General features: G+C 37.7%; 13 protein-coding genes and 1 pseudogene. 8 read left to right on the forward strand and 6 right to left on the reverse strand.

Annotated elements, in window-relative coordinates; translation table 11 throughout:
- Positions 1-472: 472 nt before the first annotated feature.
- Positions 473-1,019, reverse strand: a pseudogene (locus tag QNN06_RS19115) (DUF1697 domain-containing protein).
- 304 nt (positions 1,020-1,323) lie between these two features.
- Here QNN06_RS19115 and QNN06_RS19120 point away from each other — a divergent pair.
- Entirely contained in the window at positions 1,324-2,331 is a 1,008-nt protein-coding gene (locus tag QNN06_RS19120) for a DUF3231 family protein (protein ID WP_213119249.1), read from the forward strand.
- 643 nt (positions 2,332-2,974) lie between these two features.
- Here QNN06_RS19120 and QNN06_RS19125 read toward each other — a convergent pair.
- Both QNN06_RS19125 and lepB read right to left on the reverse strand, forming a co-directional pair.
- Positions 2,975-3,505, reverse strand: a complete 531-nt coding sequence (locus QNN06_RS19125) for an AraC family transcriptional regulator (RefSeq protein ID WP_284035747.1) — start codon at positions 3,503-3,505, stop codon at positions 2,975-2,977.
- A gap of 80 nt (positions 3,506-3,585) precedes the next feature.
- The gene (gene lepB / locus QNN06_RS19130; protein ID WP_217036525.1) at positions 3,586-4,128 is read right to left on the reverse strand and encodes a signal peptidase I; all 543 of its coding nucleotides are present in this window, start codon (positions 4,126-4,128) and stop codon (positions 3,586-3,588) included.
- 387 nt (positions 4,129-4,515) lie between these two features.
- Here lepB and QNN06_RS19135 point away from each other — a divergent pair, with 387 nt between their 5' ends.
- From QNN06_RS19135 to QNN06_RS19155, 5 genes are all read left to right on the forward strand, one after another.
- Positions 4,516-4,731 carry a (4Fe-4S)-binding protein gene (locus tag QNN06_RS19135; protein WP_213119248.1) on the forward strand — a complete coding sequence of 72 codons (216 nt, stop codon included), beginning with the start codon at positions 4,516-4,518 and terminating at the stop codon, positions 4,729-4,731.
- A 31-nt stretch (positions 4,732-4,762) separates the two neighbouring features.
- Positions 4,763-5,053: a GNAT family N-acetyltransferase gene (locus QNN06_RS19140; protein ID WP_284035748.1), complete on the forward strand. Its 291-nt coding sequence runs from the start codon at positions 4,763-4,765 to the stop codon at positions 5,051-5,053.
- 903 nt (positions 5,054-5,956) lie between these two features.
- Positions 5,957-7,009, forward strand: a complete 1,053-nt coding sequence (locus QNN06_RS19145; RefSeq protein ID WP_284035749.1) for a M14 family zinc carboxypeptidase — start codon at positions 5,957-5,959, stop codon at positions 7,007-7,009.
- Between the two features lie 697 nt (positions 7,010-7,706).
- Positions 7,707-8,681 carry a metal-dependent hydrolase gene (locus QNN06_RS19150; protein WP_284035750.1) on the forward strand — a complete coding sequence of 325 codons (975 nt, stop codon included), beginning with the start codon at positions 7,707-7,709 and terminating at the stop codon, positions 8,679-8,681.
- 163 nt (positions 8,682-8,844) lie between these two features.
- A complete protein-coding gene (locus tag QNN06_RS19155; protein WP_284035751.1) occupies positions 8,845-10,479 on the forward strand; it encodes a bifunctional metallophosphatase/5'-nucleotidase in 1,635 nt (544 codons plus the stop codon).
- Positions 10,480-11,015: 536 nt separating this feature from the next.
- On the opposite strand, the gene QNN06_RS19160 is transcribed toward QNN06_RS19155, so the two are convergent.
- Positions 11,016-11,456 carry a hypothetical protein gene (locus QNN06_RS19160; RefSeq protein WP_307852109.1) on the reverse strand — a complete coding sequence of 147 codons (441 nt, stop codon included), beginning with the start codon at positions 11,454-11,456 and terminating at the stop codon, positions 11,016-11,018.
- Positions 11,457-11,826: 370 nt separating this feature from the next.
- Positions 11,827-13,608 (reverse strand): PhoX family protein, encoded by a 1,782-nt coding sequence (locus tag QNN06_RS19165; RefSeq protein ID WP_284035752.1) that lies wholly within the window; start codon positions 13,606-13,608, stop codon positions 11,827-11,829.
- A gap of 247 nt (positions 13,609-13,855) precedes the next feature.
- Between QNN06_RS19165 and QNN06_RS19170 the strand changes: the two genes are divergently transcribed.
- The gene (locus tag QNN06_RS19170) at positions 13,856-15,391 is read left to right on the forward strand and encodes a CehA/McbA family metallohydrolase domain-containing protein (RefSeq protein WP_213119241.1); all 1,536 of its coding nucleotides are present in this window, start codon (positions 13,856-13,858) and stop codon (positions 15,389-15,391) included.
- A gap of 108 nt (positions 15,392-15,499) precedes the next feature.
- The gene (locus tag QNN06_RS19175) at positions 15,500-16,555 is read left to right on the forward strand and encodes a HupE/UreJ family protein (protein WP_213119240.1); all 1,056 of its coding nucleotides are present in this window, start codon (positions 15,500-15,502) and stop codon (positions 16,553-16,555) included.
- Positions 16,556-16,899: 344 nt separating this feature from the next.
- On the opposite strand, the gene QNN06_RS19180 is transcribed toward QNN06_RS19175, so the two are convergent.
- Complete coding sequence (locus tag QNN06_RS19180; protein WP_213119239.1) at positions 16,900-17,967, reverse strand: phosphotransferase family protein; 1,068 nt, start codon at positions 17,965-17,967, stop codon at positions 16,900-16,902.
- Positions 17,968-17,986 lie beyond the last annotated feature (19 nt).

Raw genomic sequence — 17,986 nt, forward strand, 5'->3', positions numbered from 1 at the left:
ACTTTTACTTTTTTATACAAAGTCGGTACATCCATCTATTCTAAATTTCTCCGTATAAGTTTGATGGATATTAACGACTTATACGGAGTATTACATGCGTAACAATAGTGTCTGAATTGCTCATTTCTCTCGCTCCTTTATTTAAATAAAGTTACAGATTAAAAAACATCAATCTTACCTATGGGAGAATAAAAAATCCCCCCAATTTGTAATTGGAAGGATTAGTCTTTCACTAATATTAAATAAGTCCTTTTTTGCCATTGAAACCATGACAAATAAAGTATAAACTGATTTATAAAAATGGATAGACTAACCCTATATTCTGTAGTTTGAAGTTATTCATTTCAAATATAAATATAGATTGTTAATCATTGTCCATCCATCAGTCCTCTCATAATTGTATTTCTATATTAACAATTTTTTTTATGGAATACAATATCAGCATCATCTTCACCTCAAATTATCGGGAGAACTATCTGTTTTGAGCTTGCATTAGCTCATATATCTTACGAGTGGTGTTGACATTTCTTACCGTAACTTGTTTGTATATCTTTGATCCAACGATCTTTGACATTCCGCTTTTGGTTACATTTTTCTTATCAACCGACCATAGGATCGCACCTGGGACATATTTCACCGTGTCAATATTTGGTTTAATGACCAGATTCTCTAGTACAGATTCATCATCAATTTCATCCCATAAAAACATGACATCACTTTTCATGTCTTTGTCATTTTTTCCATGTGTCTGGAATAGCGTTAATGATTCTTCTGACATCATCGACACTACGAACTACTACTTTAATTTGTAATCCAAAATCATTATGTATCGCTTTTTCTAAAATAAGTGATAGTTCAGTTTTTGATAGGCCTTTGTTTGAAAAAATAATATTACCTGTATTGATGTATGTCACCACATCATTCATCCCGACTTGTTCAAACGTTTGTTTAAGCAACTTCATGTCAATTTTATTTTTTCCACCCACATTAATCCCCCGAAGAAGAGCGATATAAACCATAAGCATCCTCCTTTCAACTTTTTACATATAAATCCATTATAGGCTTAGTGACTATATTTGTGATCCTATCCTGCCCGGTTATTCGAATAAGGAAAAGGTGTAGCTTTAAAATAAAGATTGATTAAAAAGTTCCATTCCACTCTTATTTAACAGCAAATTCCACGCTTGTCCACTCAAACCCTTCCGGATTTTTCCTTTTTGTTTTTTTCGCTTATTCTGTACAAATATGAAAGGAAGAATAAGTTTTTTTGGTATGAGTAATACTTAAATTAGAAAAATCCAATATTAAGAGGAGAACTCTTCAATGAATACAAAACATATTGTTGGTTTATCATCAACAGAAATTGCAGGATTATGGGCTACTTATATTATGGATAGCTTATCTATCTGTCTCTCTAAGCATTTCCTGCAACAGTCGAACAATGAAGATGTTAAGCGCATAATTAAACTAACATTAGATATATCACAAAAACATATTGAGGAAATCAAGAATATTTTTGAAAAGGAGAATTTCCCTATTCCCAAGGGATTTTCCGATGAAGACATTGATCTTTCAGCTCCACCTTTGTTTTTCGATTTATTTCCTGTAAGCTTCGCTTACGGGATGAGTCGTATGGGTTTGATGTCCTATAGTATGCTAATTTCTAATGTTGCCCGCGAAGATATTCGATCTTTCTTCTCTAAGTGTTTAACTTCCACATTGGATCTTTATAATACATCAGTAAATCTAATGCTTTCTAAAGGGATATACGACCGCCCAACAATGATCCCTTATCCCGATAAAGTTGAATTTGTTAAAAAGAAAGAAACATTTTTATCCAAGTGGTTCGAAAAGCAACGTCCTCTAAATGTTCTTGAACTATCTGAAATATTTTTTAACATTGAAAGGAACTATTTTGCTGTAGTCATACTCACTGGATTTATTCAAGTTGTGAAAGATGAACAAATAAAAAAATTTTTGACAAAAGGAAAAGAATTAGCTCAAAAACAAATTCATTTCCTAAACCATACTTTAATCAAGGATGATCTGCTTGGCACTATAATGGTTAACTCAGAAGTGTCAACTTCTACTGTATCTCCTTTTTCAGAAAAGCTCATCATGAACCTTGTAACTATACTCAATACACAAGGAATAACCTATATTGGTCATGCAATAGCTACATCAGCACGAATTGACCTTGCTATTGAATATTCAAAACTAATTCCTGAAATATTGCAGTATGGGAAGGAGGGCGCCGACATCTTGATAGAAAGGGGATGGATGGAGGAACCACCACACGCTCCGAATAGGAAGGAGTTGGCAGAAAATTAGGTTTAAATTAAACAAGGGATCTCAACGATCTCTTGTTACAGTTATATGAAGCAAAATTTCCCGTTTTAACAAATTAAACTTGACACAATATAAAAAGAATTAAGATCTCTAACGGAACATTTTTTAAATGATATTAGTCTATCTTTTGTACAATATAAGATGGGCTTTAACAAAAAGACTCAACCCTTTCTCCATTATCCTTCTTTGAATTACATTAATCTGTACATATTCCGATTCTTCTAGAATAATACCGTATTTGCCTCTCTAACCATCAGTTATACCAATAAAAATACACAAAAAAGGCAGTCCCCATTTTAGAAAACTATTGAGAATACTACAAGAACAACATCTAACATTCGCTAAAAATTTCTACAAATTTTTGTTGAACCCTTTTTCAACTCCCTGACCTTTAGTTCAATAAAGAAAGGAGTTAACCCCTTGCACACTTTAGTCAACAAGAATTAGCAATTAGTACGCTCAATATGGTTCACTCATATGCCGACCGGATACAAACTTGTCCTGAAAAGGAAAAAGCTCCGGCCTCTAAATCAGCTGCGGCAGCCAGACGGAACAGCCCTTTTCATAAAATTAGTCGCCCAGTTTGCGTGTCCATACCTTACTTATACAATACATTTTCATCCCATCATGTCGATGGATGACGTGAAGAATGATCATTTCTAAACTGCCTAGGGGTTAAACCTGTGTATTTTTTAAATACTTTTATAAAATAACTTTGATCATTGAAATTTAACCAGGTGCTGATGTCTGAAATCGAATAATTTGTTATAACCAACAGCTTTTTTGCTTCGTCTACTCGTTGTTGCTGTATATATTCACTTATAAGAATACCTACTTCTTTTTTAAAAAGCGATGATAAGTAATTGGGACTTAATCTACACATTTCTGCGAGTTGTTCCAGTGTAATGTCTCCATAAAGATGGTTGTAAATATAATGCCGACAAGCAGTTATGGGTGCAGAATATTTTTCTATATTTAATCCGTGAACACGATTGGTAAAATCACTTATGGCTTCTTCCGTTAATCTCAATATGGCCTTTAAGTTTCCTAATTCTTCTATTTGTTGAATATAATAATCACTTAAAGTAAAGGCCGTTTCCTCATTTAAGCCCCCTTCAATGGCAGCTCTGCAAACAAGGGCAATGCCCGTTATCATTACTTTGGTTGAATAACAAAAAAGCCGCCAATTATGGCAGCCGGCTCTTCAAGTAAAGCACCCGTTTAGCTTAATAAGAATTACTCTGTTTCCCTAATATTCGAGAAAGGGTAAACGACAAATTCACTTTGTCCAACAAATTGGTTTTTTGTGAAGTATCCTAAGCCATTACGACTATCCTTACTTTTTAATCTATTATCACCCATAACGAAATATTTGTCTTTTGGAACTGTGATCGGTCCAAAGTCGCCTGTTAACCGTTGACTTCCTATTTCTTTAGCTAATTTAAGATTTTGTGAAAGATAAGGTTCTTTAACTAATTCACCGTTAATAAATAAATTATCATTTCTCATTAAAATTGTATCTCCTGGGAGACCAATTATTCTTTTTACATAATTTACTTCCTTCCCTTTAATAATGACTATTTCTCCTCTACTAAAACTATCTGTAAAATTTAGTTTGTTTACAAATATTTTTTCCTGATTATGTAATGTTGGTTCCATTGAAGCCCCTTCTACTATGTAAGGTGCAAATAGGAATGTTCTTACAAAAAACACCACTCCAAATGCAATCATCAATGATTTGCCCCAACTTTTTAATTCCCTTTTTGAATTTAATTTCATTAGATTACCCGCCCTCTTTAATTTTTCTCCTAATTTAATACATTCTCCATTCACAATCAATTCCCCTTTTCATTGTCTTATTTTTCCTTTCTAATTCAACTGCCCTTCAGTGGAACAAGAAAAAGGGCTGCAGCTGCGACCCTTTGTTTATCCAATTATAAATAACTTCACTACGTCTACATTATTTTAAATAACACGTCTCAAATTGGAGATTCCTCATAACATAAAGTACTATTAAATTAATATTGTTTTTCACAAATTTATCATGTTGCTACCAAGCGGCTCGTTTGTTGGTAAAACCCACAGTTTTGTGAAATTTAGATCAGAAGAAGAATTAAGAGTAATTTAAAATTATTATTCCCACAGAACTATTAGAAGGAGGATATTATGAGCGAAAATATTAAAACTTATGAAGCTGAAGGTATCATAATATATTGGAAACCCAATATTTGCAAACATGCAGCAGAATGTGTAAAGGGATTGCCAAGTGTATTCAATACCCAGAATAGACCTTGGATATCACCACAGAATGCAACAGCTAAAAAAGTCATGGAAGTGATTGATCGTTGTCCAAGCAGAGCACTTACTTATGAGCAAAAATAAACAGAACTAAAAAAGTTAGGAGAATGAGGAAATGACTGAAATTAAAATGGGCAAGAATGAATTCTATATTGAGGAATCTAATGAAATTATTGCAAGAATTCAATTTATCCCAAGCGGAAAAGATGTAAATGGAAGAAATTTAATTATTGTAAGCCATACAGTTGTATACGAGGGACATAATGGTCGTGGATTAGGCAAAGAATTAGTAAACAAGATAGTTGAATATGCAAGAGATGAAAACTTATATATTATTCCTGTATGTCCTTACGCAAAAAGTGTTCTTGAAAGTAAGGAAGAGTATCAAGGTGTACTAGCAAATTGATGCCATTTTATTATATATCCGTTGAATGAACTACACTTAACTGGACAAAAAAATAAGGTCCAGTAGACTAATCACAAAATCAGGGCATACCGCTAATTAGTATAAGATATCTATACTAGCAACATTATTAGGAGAAGGCGAGTATGCTAGCCTAGCTAGCAAGCCAGATGTCTTTGCCATCTGGCTTCCTGGCTGGCAAAGCATGCCCCTGGAGCCCCTTGTCAAGTTGCGGTGGTTACCCACAAAATTCTGAAGTTTATTATATCTTATTCGGTTATGGAGGAACGCCAATATGACAAGGACTAGAAGAACATTTACCCCTGAATTTAAAGCTCAAATGGTCAAATAAAACTTTTTGTTGTTTATCTTTATTAAAAAGGGATTTAACAATAATTTTTTCAATTTCTTTCTTCTCCCAACCCCTCCCAAAAAATAATTTTTCCATAAAGCACTATACATTTTGCAATGCTTGTTCAACTTAACTCCCGTTTGTTCAATAAGGACTTCTACTAAAAAAGCATTAATCCTTCCTGGATAAACATCCCCGTTAACTTAATAACAGACTTCCCCTCCAGGCAATGTAAATACATCAAATTCACCGTCCCTTGTAGTGACCAATTCTCTGGGGAAGTCGATTGATTATCAATTTTTAATTCGGGCCTTCTAGGACCCTTTCCTCTAATTCTGCCTGTTTGTTTTTTGCCATTAATAACTGTTTAATTATGTGAGAGCTAAAGAGCAAATCGGTATTTTTTATTTCCAAAATCACCCTTAGTAGGCAAATTGAAGGATAAAAAATTCAGTAATTAATCACTATGTACATGCCCCCATTTTAATTGTAATATTTTCCTTGTAGTGAATTTTTGGAATCTTATTACAATTAAATTAAATGGAGGTTATAAAATGAAAAAGAAAGTCATTGCATTATCATTATCTGGTTTAATGGTAGTCGGAGGTTTTGTAAGCGCTCCCAATTACGTTGGGGCAGTCGGTGAAGGGCCGAATTATGGCGGAAATGAGTCGATTCAGACTTCTATCCTACATACATACAATGAACTAGTTGAAAATCTTAAAACCCAAGATGCAAAACAAAAGGATATGGAACTAGAAGTGATTGGTCAAACTGTAAAAGGCCGTGATATTTATCTTGCAAAATATATTTCTAACCCTAACAATCCTACCATCCTCTTTTTAACCCAACAACACGGTAATGAACAACTGACGACAGAAGGCGCTCTAGAATTTATCAAACACTTAGGAACGAACAAAATGAAAGGTGTTCTTGATCATGTAAACATCCTTATCGTACCAATGTTAAATGCTGACGGAGCAATGGGTGATGTCAACTTTTCCCTTGATGACTATGTCGCTGACGGCGGAAGGCATTTGACTCGCTATAATGCTGTTGGCGCAGATTTAAACCGTGACCATGTTGCCAAAATACATCCAGAAACTCAAGCATTGCACAATAATGTGTTACAAAAGTACAAAATAAATTATATGATTGATCTCCATCATCAAGGAACTCAAAGTGAAATAGACGGGAAATATGTATCAGGCTCCATCCTTTATCCGACAAACCGGAATGTAAAGCCGGAAGTCCTAGAACGTTCCAAAAAATTAGGAGCTGTCGTGTTCAATGCGATTAACTCTAAGGGATGGGGGAATATTGGAAAGTACAATGGCGGTTCAGAGGAAACAATTGGCCGTAATGGTGCCGCAGTTCAATATGATATTTCAACACTTCTCTTTGAAATGCGCGGCATGTCTGATCACAACTATGAGTCTTACGCGCTTGGACAAAAAAGCAATGGTTATTTGATTCAGCAAACGATAACCACCCTTGATGCAGCAACTAGAGCCATCGCTGATGGTTCAATTGAAAATGTGGATACAAGTTTTTGGAATACCCTTCCAACCCAAACGACTCGGCCTTCTGGAGAAGAAACAGAATAAACGCCTTATATCAGCGATGATCGTCCATGTTCATTAGGAAAAAGTAATATTTTTCTTCGTTTTCTAACTGGTCCACGGTGCCTGACACTCAGCATGTTAAAGCTTTAACGCAAAGGGTCAGGCATCAATGTTCAGTTCATTTCTCCACTCACATCTAAGGGAAAAAAATTATCAAATGACGGCAGCGCAATTGATGCATGTGTCTGTACCGCTTAATGTTATGGCTCCTGAATGGTATCGACTCTTGATAAAGGGAAGAACTGCTGTGATAAGGACCTTGCAAGCTGCATAGACCAATTTTTCAAGACCTAGATTACTGGACTTGGTACCAAATTAACTCTTGGTACGGTCCTAAAGGCCTAGCTTGCTAAAAAAAAACGACGCGAATTTCCACGTTGCTTTTTGACGTTTAAGGTTGACAGTAGCAATCGCTGCAATTATTACTGCGATTTCTACGGTGCCGAGGATGATGCACAAGAAAACGATGTAAATCCTACAACTCATTTAAAAATATGGGAAGAAAAGTAAAGGGTGTGAATTGCACCCTTCTTTTTTATCTCTCTTTCAATAAACTTCCGAGAACCGTCCCCATACACCATTACAAAAACAAAATATACATTTTACATTAGATTAATAAAGTAGAGTCCAACTTCAAATATAATAAAGTAGAAGCTTACATTTTTAGAGGAGTGATGATATGGATACAACTTCTCACATCTTGATGGGGTTGGGATTGGGTGCCCTTGCTCAAATTGATCCTGTGATCGCTAATGATGCGGCACTGGAACAAGCTGTTGTTTTAGGTACAGTCATTGGTTCCAATGCCCCTGATTTTGACTTTATGTATCTTTTGAAAGGAAAGGGCAGCTACTACCGAAACCACAGAGCATGGTCTCATTCTCTTCTTGCTTTACCATTATGGAGTGCTGCGGTTTCAGGAATTATTTTTTCCCTTTTCAACGTGCCGTCTTTTTCTCATCTATTCTTTTGGACCTTCTTATCCGTTATTCTGCATGTCTTATTTGATTTGTTTAATGTGCACGGAACGCAGGTCTTACTCCCTTTCTCAAAAAAATGGATTGCCTTTGATTCGCTCCCCTTATTTGACCCAACTATTTCTTTCGTACATATCCTAGGATTTTGCCTGCTGCCTTTCAATGAACCTGGAAAAACCTTTCTTATTATCTATCTTTTTATCTTCCTATATGTTGTTGTCCGGACCATTTACGCATTTTTAATAAAAAGAAAATTAGAGCACCACTTTATCCGGTCCCTACGGATTAAATTGATTCCACGTACGTTCTTGTTTCAATGGGACGTCTTAATCGAGACAAATACAGACTTTTTATTTGGCGTCTATTCTGAAGGAAGTCTACACATTGAGCATACTTTTTCAAAGGAAATAGACTTTCCGGAACTCGTTTCAGATAGCCAAAACCATCCTACCGTTTCCGATTTTCTTTCTAGCACCCAATATGCCTTTCCGTCTGTTCGGTCTTGGAAAAATGGATACCTCATCTATTGGAAGGACCTTCGTTTTCGAACCAAAAAATTTTTTCCTACTCTTGCCATTCTATTTATTTCTTCTGATTTCAAGATGAAGAATTGCTTTATCGGTACCTTGCATTCCTTGAAGCAATACAAACAGGTTATTCGAAAACTAAAAATATAAAAAAGGGTGATTTAATGAAAAAAACATTATGGATGATTACTAGCGAAATAACAGGTTATGTTCATAGCACAATACTTCTCCCCCATCCTCACACTCTTTTTTACATAAAAATTCCGCCATAAATTTTATCCGCACCCTAAAAAATAGTTTAGGAGGAAAAAAAGTGAAAGGCGCATTGAATGGGAATGCCATCAGAAAAGCTGTACCTGCTTTGATCCTTACGACTGTGTTTTCAGCGGCTTTTGTTTTAGACTCAGGGAGACCTGAAACGACAGGCATTTCTCGCATTATCGAGACTGGTCAGTCGCGCATTCACGTTCAATTGCTTGGGGTTAATGATTTTCACGGCCAATTAAATGTAACTCGTGAAGTAAACGGAAGGCCAGTTGGCCGCGCGGATTATCTCGCTGCCTATTTAAAGGAAAGAAAAGCGGAAAACAAAAACACCCTTATCGTTCACGCCGGCGACATGGTTGGCGCGAGTGCACCCGTCTCTTCGCTTTTACAAGAGGAGCCCGCAATCGACGTGTTAAACCGAATCGGCTTTGATATCGGAACGTTAGGGAATCACGAATTTGACCGGGGTGTTAAGGAAATGCTCAGATTGATTCGCGGAGGTTTCAACCAAAAGTCCGAATTCTTTATCGGTGCTGGGTTCCCCTATCTATGTGCCAATGTTCTTAACGCCAAGACGAATTCCCCACTCTTCCCTCCTTATAAAATTATGAAAGTAGCAGGCGTTCCAATCGGCTTCATCGGCGTCGTAACGGACGATACCCCTTCCATGGTTGATTCGAACGCGGTTGAAGGAGTCAAATTCATCGATGAGGTAACTGCCATTAATCAAGCTGTGAATGAATTAAAGGAACAAGGCGTGAAAGCAATCATAGTCCTGGCCCACAATGAAGGTAAACAGTCTTCCCGCGACGATGCCGCGACCGGTGAGATTGTAGATATGGCCAAACGGGTTGACGATGAAGTAGATGTCATGTTTGCCGGGCATAGCCATTCCTATCTAAATACAGAGGTTGACGGAAAGCTGCTTGTCCAGGCTGAATCCTACGGGACTGCCTTCTCCGATGTGGATTTGGAGATTGACCCGGAAACGAAAGACATTGTGAGAAAAAAAGCGGAGATTGTTGTTACCTATCATGACGGCATCAAGCCAGCACCAGAGATGAAAGCATTAATTGAAAAATACGAAACAGAAGTAACCTCTGTTGTGGACGAAATTGTTGGAACTGCTGCTTTTGATATAGCTGGCAATCGGAACGAAAACGGAGAATCTGCTTTGGGCAATCTGATTGCTGATTCCGAGCGTTCCATGATGAATACGGATTTTGCTTTTATGAACCCTGGTGGAATCCGAGCAGATCTTCAAGCTGGGACTGTCACTCATGAAGAGCTGTTAACGATATTGCCATTTCATCATCATCTCGTTAAGATGCGGCTGACTGGAGAACAAATCCGACAGGTGTTAAATCAACAGTGGCAGCAAGGTCAAGTGCGGATGCTGCAGGTTTCCGGTTTGAGATACACCTGGAATGATACGAAAGCTAGCAGTGACAAAGTAGTCGATATGTTTATAGATGACGGTGTTCGCATTCAACCTGAAAAAACCTACACCGTGACAGTAACCAACTACCTTTCAAATGGCGGTGATCATTTCACTGTTTTTCAAAATGGTACGAATAAAGAGATTGGACCTATTGATGTTGATAGTTTTAAAGAATACATGAAACAAGATAAAAAACCTATTCGCTCTTTCATTGATGGGCGAGTCCTAAAAGTTCACTAATAGGATCCCTGCTCGTGAATGAAGGACATTTCCTGACCGCGATTCGTTCATTTTGTCCTTCATCCCCTTCATGAAGGACATTTCTTCCCTGTGGCTCCTCCGTTTTGTCCTTCATCGCCTTGATGAAGGACTTTTCAAACTTCGGCTTTCCTCGTTTTGGCCTTTTCGTCCAAAGTGGTCAATTCGTTACAAATAATTCAAGAAAATATTACTGCTTTTTAATCAAACCTTAAAAAAGAAAGTCTACAATTAACGTTAGTAACAAGATGGAATAGCACAAAAAATATTATTCATAAAGGTAGGGTGATTTATGAATATTTCCTATAAAAACTATCAAGGCGGATATAATAATTTGGTAATAGTAGAAAGCGATGGAGTGGTTACCATGAGTTTAAAAGATAAGGAGACCGCAATAAGAACCCATAAAAGAAAATTAAAGCGGTTAAAGGCTAAACAAAAATGAAACATAGGGACGGTTCACATGGCAATTTTAATTTCATGTTTAAAAAAGCCTGCAGAACCGTCCCCGTGGGTTCTTAATAGTTTTTTATCAGCATTTTATCAATTTCACGGACTTTATCATATGAAATTAATAGTTTCTCAGGTACCAAGGTTCTGCCATATTCCCAGGCATTCCTTTCTATTTGAGATAGAAGCTGTGCTTTTTCTTCATCTCCGCCGTAATGAATAGTCCTTAAATCATGTTTGTTTTTCCTAAAATCTAAATAATAGCCGAGTTGGCGATAAAGAATAAGTCTAACACATTCTTCATCTGACTGTTTAATTTTAAAGTTTATATTAGCTATGTATCCATTTATTTGTAGGTAGTTAAACTTAAGAGTATTTGTCGATACGTTATAACTCATCGGTGCAGGTAATTTATTGTTGATCTCATAACTAATATCTAATTTGAGCTCTTCTAAAGTACTACTTATGATCTCCTCAATATCCCATACATAAAGCATTTTATCGATCACTTCCCTTCCTAAAAATTATCATTCAAAGTAATTTTCTGCCTTCTTCTCTATTAATTTTTAATAAAGGAAGGTGGAAAGTAAATCCTTCAATTTACCTTAAGCCTTTATACCCACGTCAATATCAAACGATATTTTCCTATTACATGTTTTTGAGAATCAATGAGAATATATTTAGGGAAAATGCCTTTTTAGAAAAGCATTTCATAAGGAGCAAAAATCTTAACGAGGCTTTATACTCCCAAACCAGCTAACTCTTGAAACATTCGGTCGTATATAGATGTGATGCAAAAGAACCGTCCCTATGCATCATTTTGCACACAAAAAAAGCAGCCTTATGCACCAAGACTGCTAAACAATGTAAATGCTAAGCTTATTTTTTATTTTTCTTCTCATCAAAGCTTGGAAGCCCGGAAATATAGCCTACATAAGCTGGATTTTGTGAACTGTTCATGAGATAGGCGTGCCCATCAAGGTTTTCAAGCATTTGCAAGCCGGTAGATTCTCCGCCGCCAGGTACCGATAAGATTCTTGACAGTTTCTTTGTCTCTACATTATAGGCCCATGTATAGTTATTTTGATGGAGACCGGAATCCTCCCCAATAAAAAGAGTTTTCATTTTTTCTGAATACACCACATTATCCGGATTGGCAATTTTATCAACATTTGCAGTATTGCCGTCTGCATCAGGAGCGGCTAAATCCTCGCCCATTAAATATCCGGCCATGCTGACTGGCACATAATGACTGTCAATTTTTTGGCCATCAGTCGTTTTACGATTCGGCTTGAAGTCGATCTCATAGATCCCGCCTGCGCTAATCTTCGGCAATTGGATGTGGTCAACAGGTGCGGTTGGTTCAGGCAGCATCGTGTTCTCCTGATAAGAGATGGCTAAATAAGCTTTATTGTCTTTTTCGTTAAAATCCAAACCTTCCATTTTATTAAATTCTACCGTTGCCCCAAGGTATGCAGCATAACGGTGTGTTTCTAAAAATGCGGCTGCTTTTTCCATTCCAGGCTTCACTTTCACCCATTCAACCTTTTTTCCGTTTGCTGCCGTTTTAATCGCTGTATAGCCCTCAGCTTTGCCTTTTGCTGCATCATCAGTGACCTCGAACATATCACTAAATTTTAACGTAGAGGCGAGTTTTTCAATTTCTTGATCTGTTGCATGTCCCAGCTTAACCCATTCCAGCTTGGCTGAACCGCCATTTTCCGTTCCTGTTTGGACCCATTTGGCTGCATATAAAGTACCTGCCGATAAGTCCTTTTCTTGATCCGCCACATACATAAAGAATCCGCCCGGGTTACTGTCCACTCCATAAATGACCGTTTTGTTATCAGGCATAACCTTGACTCGTTCAAATGCCATCCGTCCCATACTGTAATGTTTGACCACTTTTGTCGAGCCGTCTGCTTTAACTGTTACTTCCGGGACATGCCCATAATAGTAGGGGTTGCCAATTAAACTTGCATCCCCATAGTAGTTTTTTGTAAAGTTGGTCACTGCAGAGGAAGTCGGGTTTACTTCGTGTGCTCTTGCATCGGGATCTGTCTCTTCCGAACCAAGATGGGTATTCCAAGGAGTTAAGATTCCCGCACACGGCTTCCAAATCCCATGAACTTCTGAAAAATCAATCGGCTTAATATCAACGACTGTCAATTTTCCTGTTGCCGGATCCATTTTAACTGTACTTAAACTCATCGCACCCGGGTTTTCAAGCCCATTTTCGTTTTTGGGCATGGATTCATAATGGCTAATTAGATAATAAGTATTTTCCGGCAGTCCAGGGACCTTCATAAGGCTGTTCATGTCAGGAGCTGAGGAAACATACGGCTTTCCATTTGCTTTTGTCATGATTTCGCCCTTTGCATTGATTGTCACTCCTGCTGTATTCCCATTAATTACATCACCAGGTCTGAATAATGTTTCATAACTTAGGGGAACCGTTTTCTTCGTTCCATCGTTGTATGTAACCTTCACAGATGCTCTCGTGTACATAAGGTTATTTTTCTCTTGGTCTGTTTTAGGCGCATCCATTCCAATAAACTCAACCGACTTTATTTTGCCTTCTTCCTTTGGGGCAGCCATCGCTGCGTTGAAAGTTGAAAGTGTTAATGATGCTGCTAGGACTGGTACAACCATTTTTTTCATTCCACTTCACTCCTACCTATTGGTTTTGATCTTCCCTTATGAGTTTAATGGAAAATGGTTAAACCCGTATTAAGTAATAGTTTGAATTTTGTAAATTTTTATCTACTATTACATTCCAAAAGAAATAGTCCTTTTGTCTTATTTTTCCTAATTTACACAACATTTACAGAATATTTATTCTCCCCTAATAAAACTTATTTAATATTTAAGCTGTTGAGCAAGCATATTAATAAGGGGGCGAAGGAAAATGAAAACTCGTTTTAAGAAAGCTATTCCTTTCATTGCAACAACAGTTCTTGCAACAACTGCTCTTACAACCCAATCATTATTTAATGAGGGTGGTAATCAAAAAGCAGAAGCACAGTCAGTCTCAAATGAAGATGTGAAAAAGAAGGATGCTACATGGCTTGCAGGTGATCACCACGTACATAGTGAATGGAGTGTTGGTTGGGACAATTCTACAAATCCTCCGACTGCTATTAGAGGTGGGGATGCTATATATCCAATCTCTAAAAATGCCGAAAATGGTAAAAAGTATGGACTGGATTGGATGATGACAACAGATCATGGGGGCCCTAATCATTCCAAGGTTAACTTAGAACAAGCCTATCCCGAATTATTAAAATCCCGTGCAGCTGTTCCTGAAGTTCTTCAATTCTATGGAATGGAGTTTGATACACCAGCAGCTGATCACAGCACATTAATGATCCCAAAAAGCGAAAATGAATCACAAATGCTCTATGACATTGAAAGCAAGTTCAATTCACGTGATGCATATCCAAATGATCCAAGCCGAAACACGGAATCAAAAATGATTGAAGCTCTTAACTATATGAAACAAATGGACGAGCTTCCGATTCATATTGCTCACCATGCTTCCCGTTCAGCGACAGGTATTGGTGTTTGGGGACAAACGACACCGCAAGAATTGCGGAATTGGAATGATACCGCACCAAATATCTCGATTGGGATGGAAGGAGCACCTGGTCACCAAGCGGCTGCAATCAACCGGGATGGTTCGATAGATCCTAAAGGATCTCGTGGGTCATACGGAAACGTAAACGCTCCAACAATGGGTGGATTTGACCAAATGTCAGCTATCGTTGGCGGTTTATGGGATTCGATGTTAGGTGAAGGAAGACATTGGTGGATTACTGCTACCTCTGACTCACATGTTAACTGGCGTGATGGAGGAAGTGACTTCTGGCCTGGTGAATATTCTAAAACATATGTAAAAGCAGTGAAAAATTATGAAGATGTAATGGAAAACCTTCGTAAAGGTAATGTGTTTGTTACCACGGGTGATCTTATCTCAGAACTTGATGTTAGACTGCAAGCAGGAGGCAAATCACCATTGCATGCGAAGGCAAAAGGAAATACAGCAACAATCGGCGAAACACTTACACTTCCAGGTAATAAATCTGATGTAACGGTAACAGTTCGCATCAAAGATCCAAACGCTGCGAACTCTCATGGAGATAAGCCAAATGTAAAACGTGTAGATTTAATCATGGGAGAAGTGAACGGTAAAGTGGAAGACCGCTCTACTGCTTCTAATCCTACAACAAAAGTTGTGAAGCGTTTCACTGAAAACGATTGGAAACAAGACGGTGAATACATCACGATTACTTATACTTTAAAAGATGTGGATAAAGATAGTTACATTCGTTTACGTGGTACTAACACTGATCAATTAGAACCAGAAAAAGATCCTAAAGGTGAAAACCCATGGAATGATCTTTGGTTCTACTCCAATCCAATTTTCATGAAAGCAAGTAAATAATTAAGAATTTAAGGATTCTTGACGAGGGGCATTCATACTCCTCGTCTTTCCATTATCTTTTGAAAATAACACCATTGCGAGAAAACAATAGAAATGGACGTGGAATTAATGAAAAAGCTATGGTTACCTATTTTATTCTTTTTACTAGCATTTAGTTCAGTTCTTCCTACCCCATCATCTGCCCATACCAATAATAGCGAAGGTTTTTCAAGCATTGAAGTGAAAGAGAAATCGCTAGATTACGAGTTAAAACTTGATTTAGAAGAACTCGGGCATGCCCTTAATAAGACAACAGCAGAAAAGGAACTAATTAACAATAAGATTGTGGAGCAATATATTAATACCCATATAAAACTTTATGCGGACAGCCAACTTATTGAAGGCAGCGTGGAAAAAACAGATATAGAGACGATTAAGGAAAGACCCTTTGCGGTCATTAACTTAGCTTATAATATTGAACATAAACCTGAAAAACTAGTAATGGAATATAATATGTTTATGGACGACTCCGATCCAAGTCATGCCAATTTCGCAACCATTAAAATGGACGGGAAACAACAGGAAAAGATTCTTACATTTGAATCGAGGGAATTAGAAATTGGTGAGGTAAGCCTTTTGCAAAATGTTAAACAGTTTGTCGTTCTTGGCCTAGAACATATTTTTACAGGCTATGACCATATCCTTTTTATCATTAGTTTGCTTTTTGGAGCAAAAACATTTCGTCACATTCTTTCTTTAGTCACTGCCTTTACGATTGCCCATAGTATCACACTGGCTCTTGCTACTTTCGACATTGTTCAACTGCCAAGCAGATTTGTGGAATCCGCTATCGCTTTAAGCATCATCTACGTTGCACTGATGAATATTTTTAATAAGGACTCGAAACACCAGCCATGGCTTGCCTTTGCTTTTGGTTTAATCCATGGATTCGGTTTTGCAGGAATATTATCGGAAATGAGATTAGATACGAACCATATGGCTCGGTCCCTCTTATCTTTTAATATCGGAATCGAAATCGGCCAACTTATCATTGTTTCGTTGGTATACCCGCTGATTTTATGGATCAAAAAATTAACGTTGAAACCAATTAAATGGGTCATTCCCGGGACCTCAGCAGCCATTTTAGCATTTGGACTTGTTTGGTTTATTGAAAGAGCTTTTTAAAAAGGCTGTTTTCGTAAATATTGTTGTTTCTTTCTATAGAATCGGCGTAACAAAGAGTAATATTACACTTATTAAGAGGATTTTCCGAAGCTTTTTGTGCAACCAGCACCCTTATTTGATTTTACGAGTTTTATTTGCGAAACTAACCCTTTTATTTGCGAAATCCCCCCTTTTATTTGCGATTTCTATTTCTTTAATTGCGAATTCTTATTAGCGACAATCTTTTAGAAAATAGCCTAAAAAAAATGCCATAGGGACGGATTTCATGGTACCTTTGGGACACCAGGACCGTCCCAAATCCCACAATCATTTTGAGGCAAGAGAACCGTCCCCATGCATCATTCCTAAAGCCCTTTAGTTGACAACAAGGCAAATTCAATATAGCTAGCAGCTGCTCGATTCATCCGTGCAAATCTCTCATCATGGGTCTGTCCTTTGAAGTACCGGTAATAGATTTGCTGGGCTATGACCGCCAATTTGAAGTACGAGAAGGTAAGATAATAAGGGATATTGGAAACGTCAATACCGCTTTTCTTCGCATACCTTTCTAAAAATTCTCTGCGAGTATAGAAGCCTTCTTTTGCTGTAATGGGTTGGTTTCCTGCCCCTCCTTTTAATTCATCAGGGTCGCCGGATTCCAGCCAGTAACATAAGGCAACCCCAACATCTGCGAGCGGATCGCCGATTGTTGCCATTTCCCAATCAAACAAACCGGTCATCACACGAAAATCCTCCGAAAACATCGCATTATTCAATTTATAATCATATTGAATGATGGTAGGTTTAGGGGAAACAGGGATGTTTTTTTGCAGCCATGAAGTTAACTCCTTAACACCGGGAACCTCTTCCGTTTTTGCATTTTCATACCGTTTAATCCAGCCGCCAGTCTGCCGCTCCATAAAACCTTCCGGCCTTGAGATGTTTAGTAATTCTGTTTTCGTGTAATCGACCTGATGCAGTTCTACCAATTGATCGACCATGATTTCCGATATTTTTCTCCCTAAACCAGGATGATAGGGAACATGCGTTGGGAACTCTTTATCTAACACCAACCCTTTTCTTCTTTCCATGATAAAAAAAGGACTGCCGACAATGGAGTGATCATTGGAAAAAATATACGGCTTTGGCGCAGTTGAAAAGATCGGGTGCACATTCGATAAAATCGTATATTCCCGCTCCATATCATGGGCTTTTGGGGCAACAGGTCCGTGCGGCGGCCGCCGCAGCACAGCCTCCCATTCACCAACTCGTATTAAATAGGTCAGATTGGATTGACCTGCACCAAATTGTTCAATCTCCAATTTACCCGCAGGGGCGTCCTCGATATGTTCATGAATAAACTTTTGCAGCTTCTCTTGATCGAGCTCCTCCCCTTTTCTCACATCAATCGTGTCACGAAAGGTTTCCTTCATTTCTTTCCACTCCATTCTA

Source organism: Neobacillus sp. 114 (genome assembly GCF_030127045.1).
GTDB lineage: Bacteria > Bacillota > Bacilli > Bacillales > Cytobacillaceae > Neobacillus > Neobacillus rhizophilus.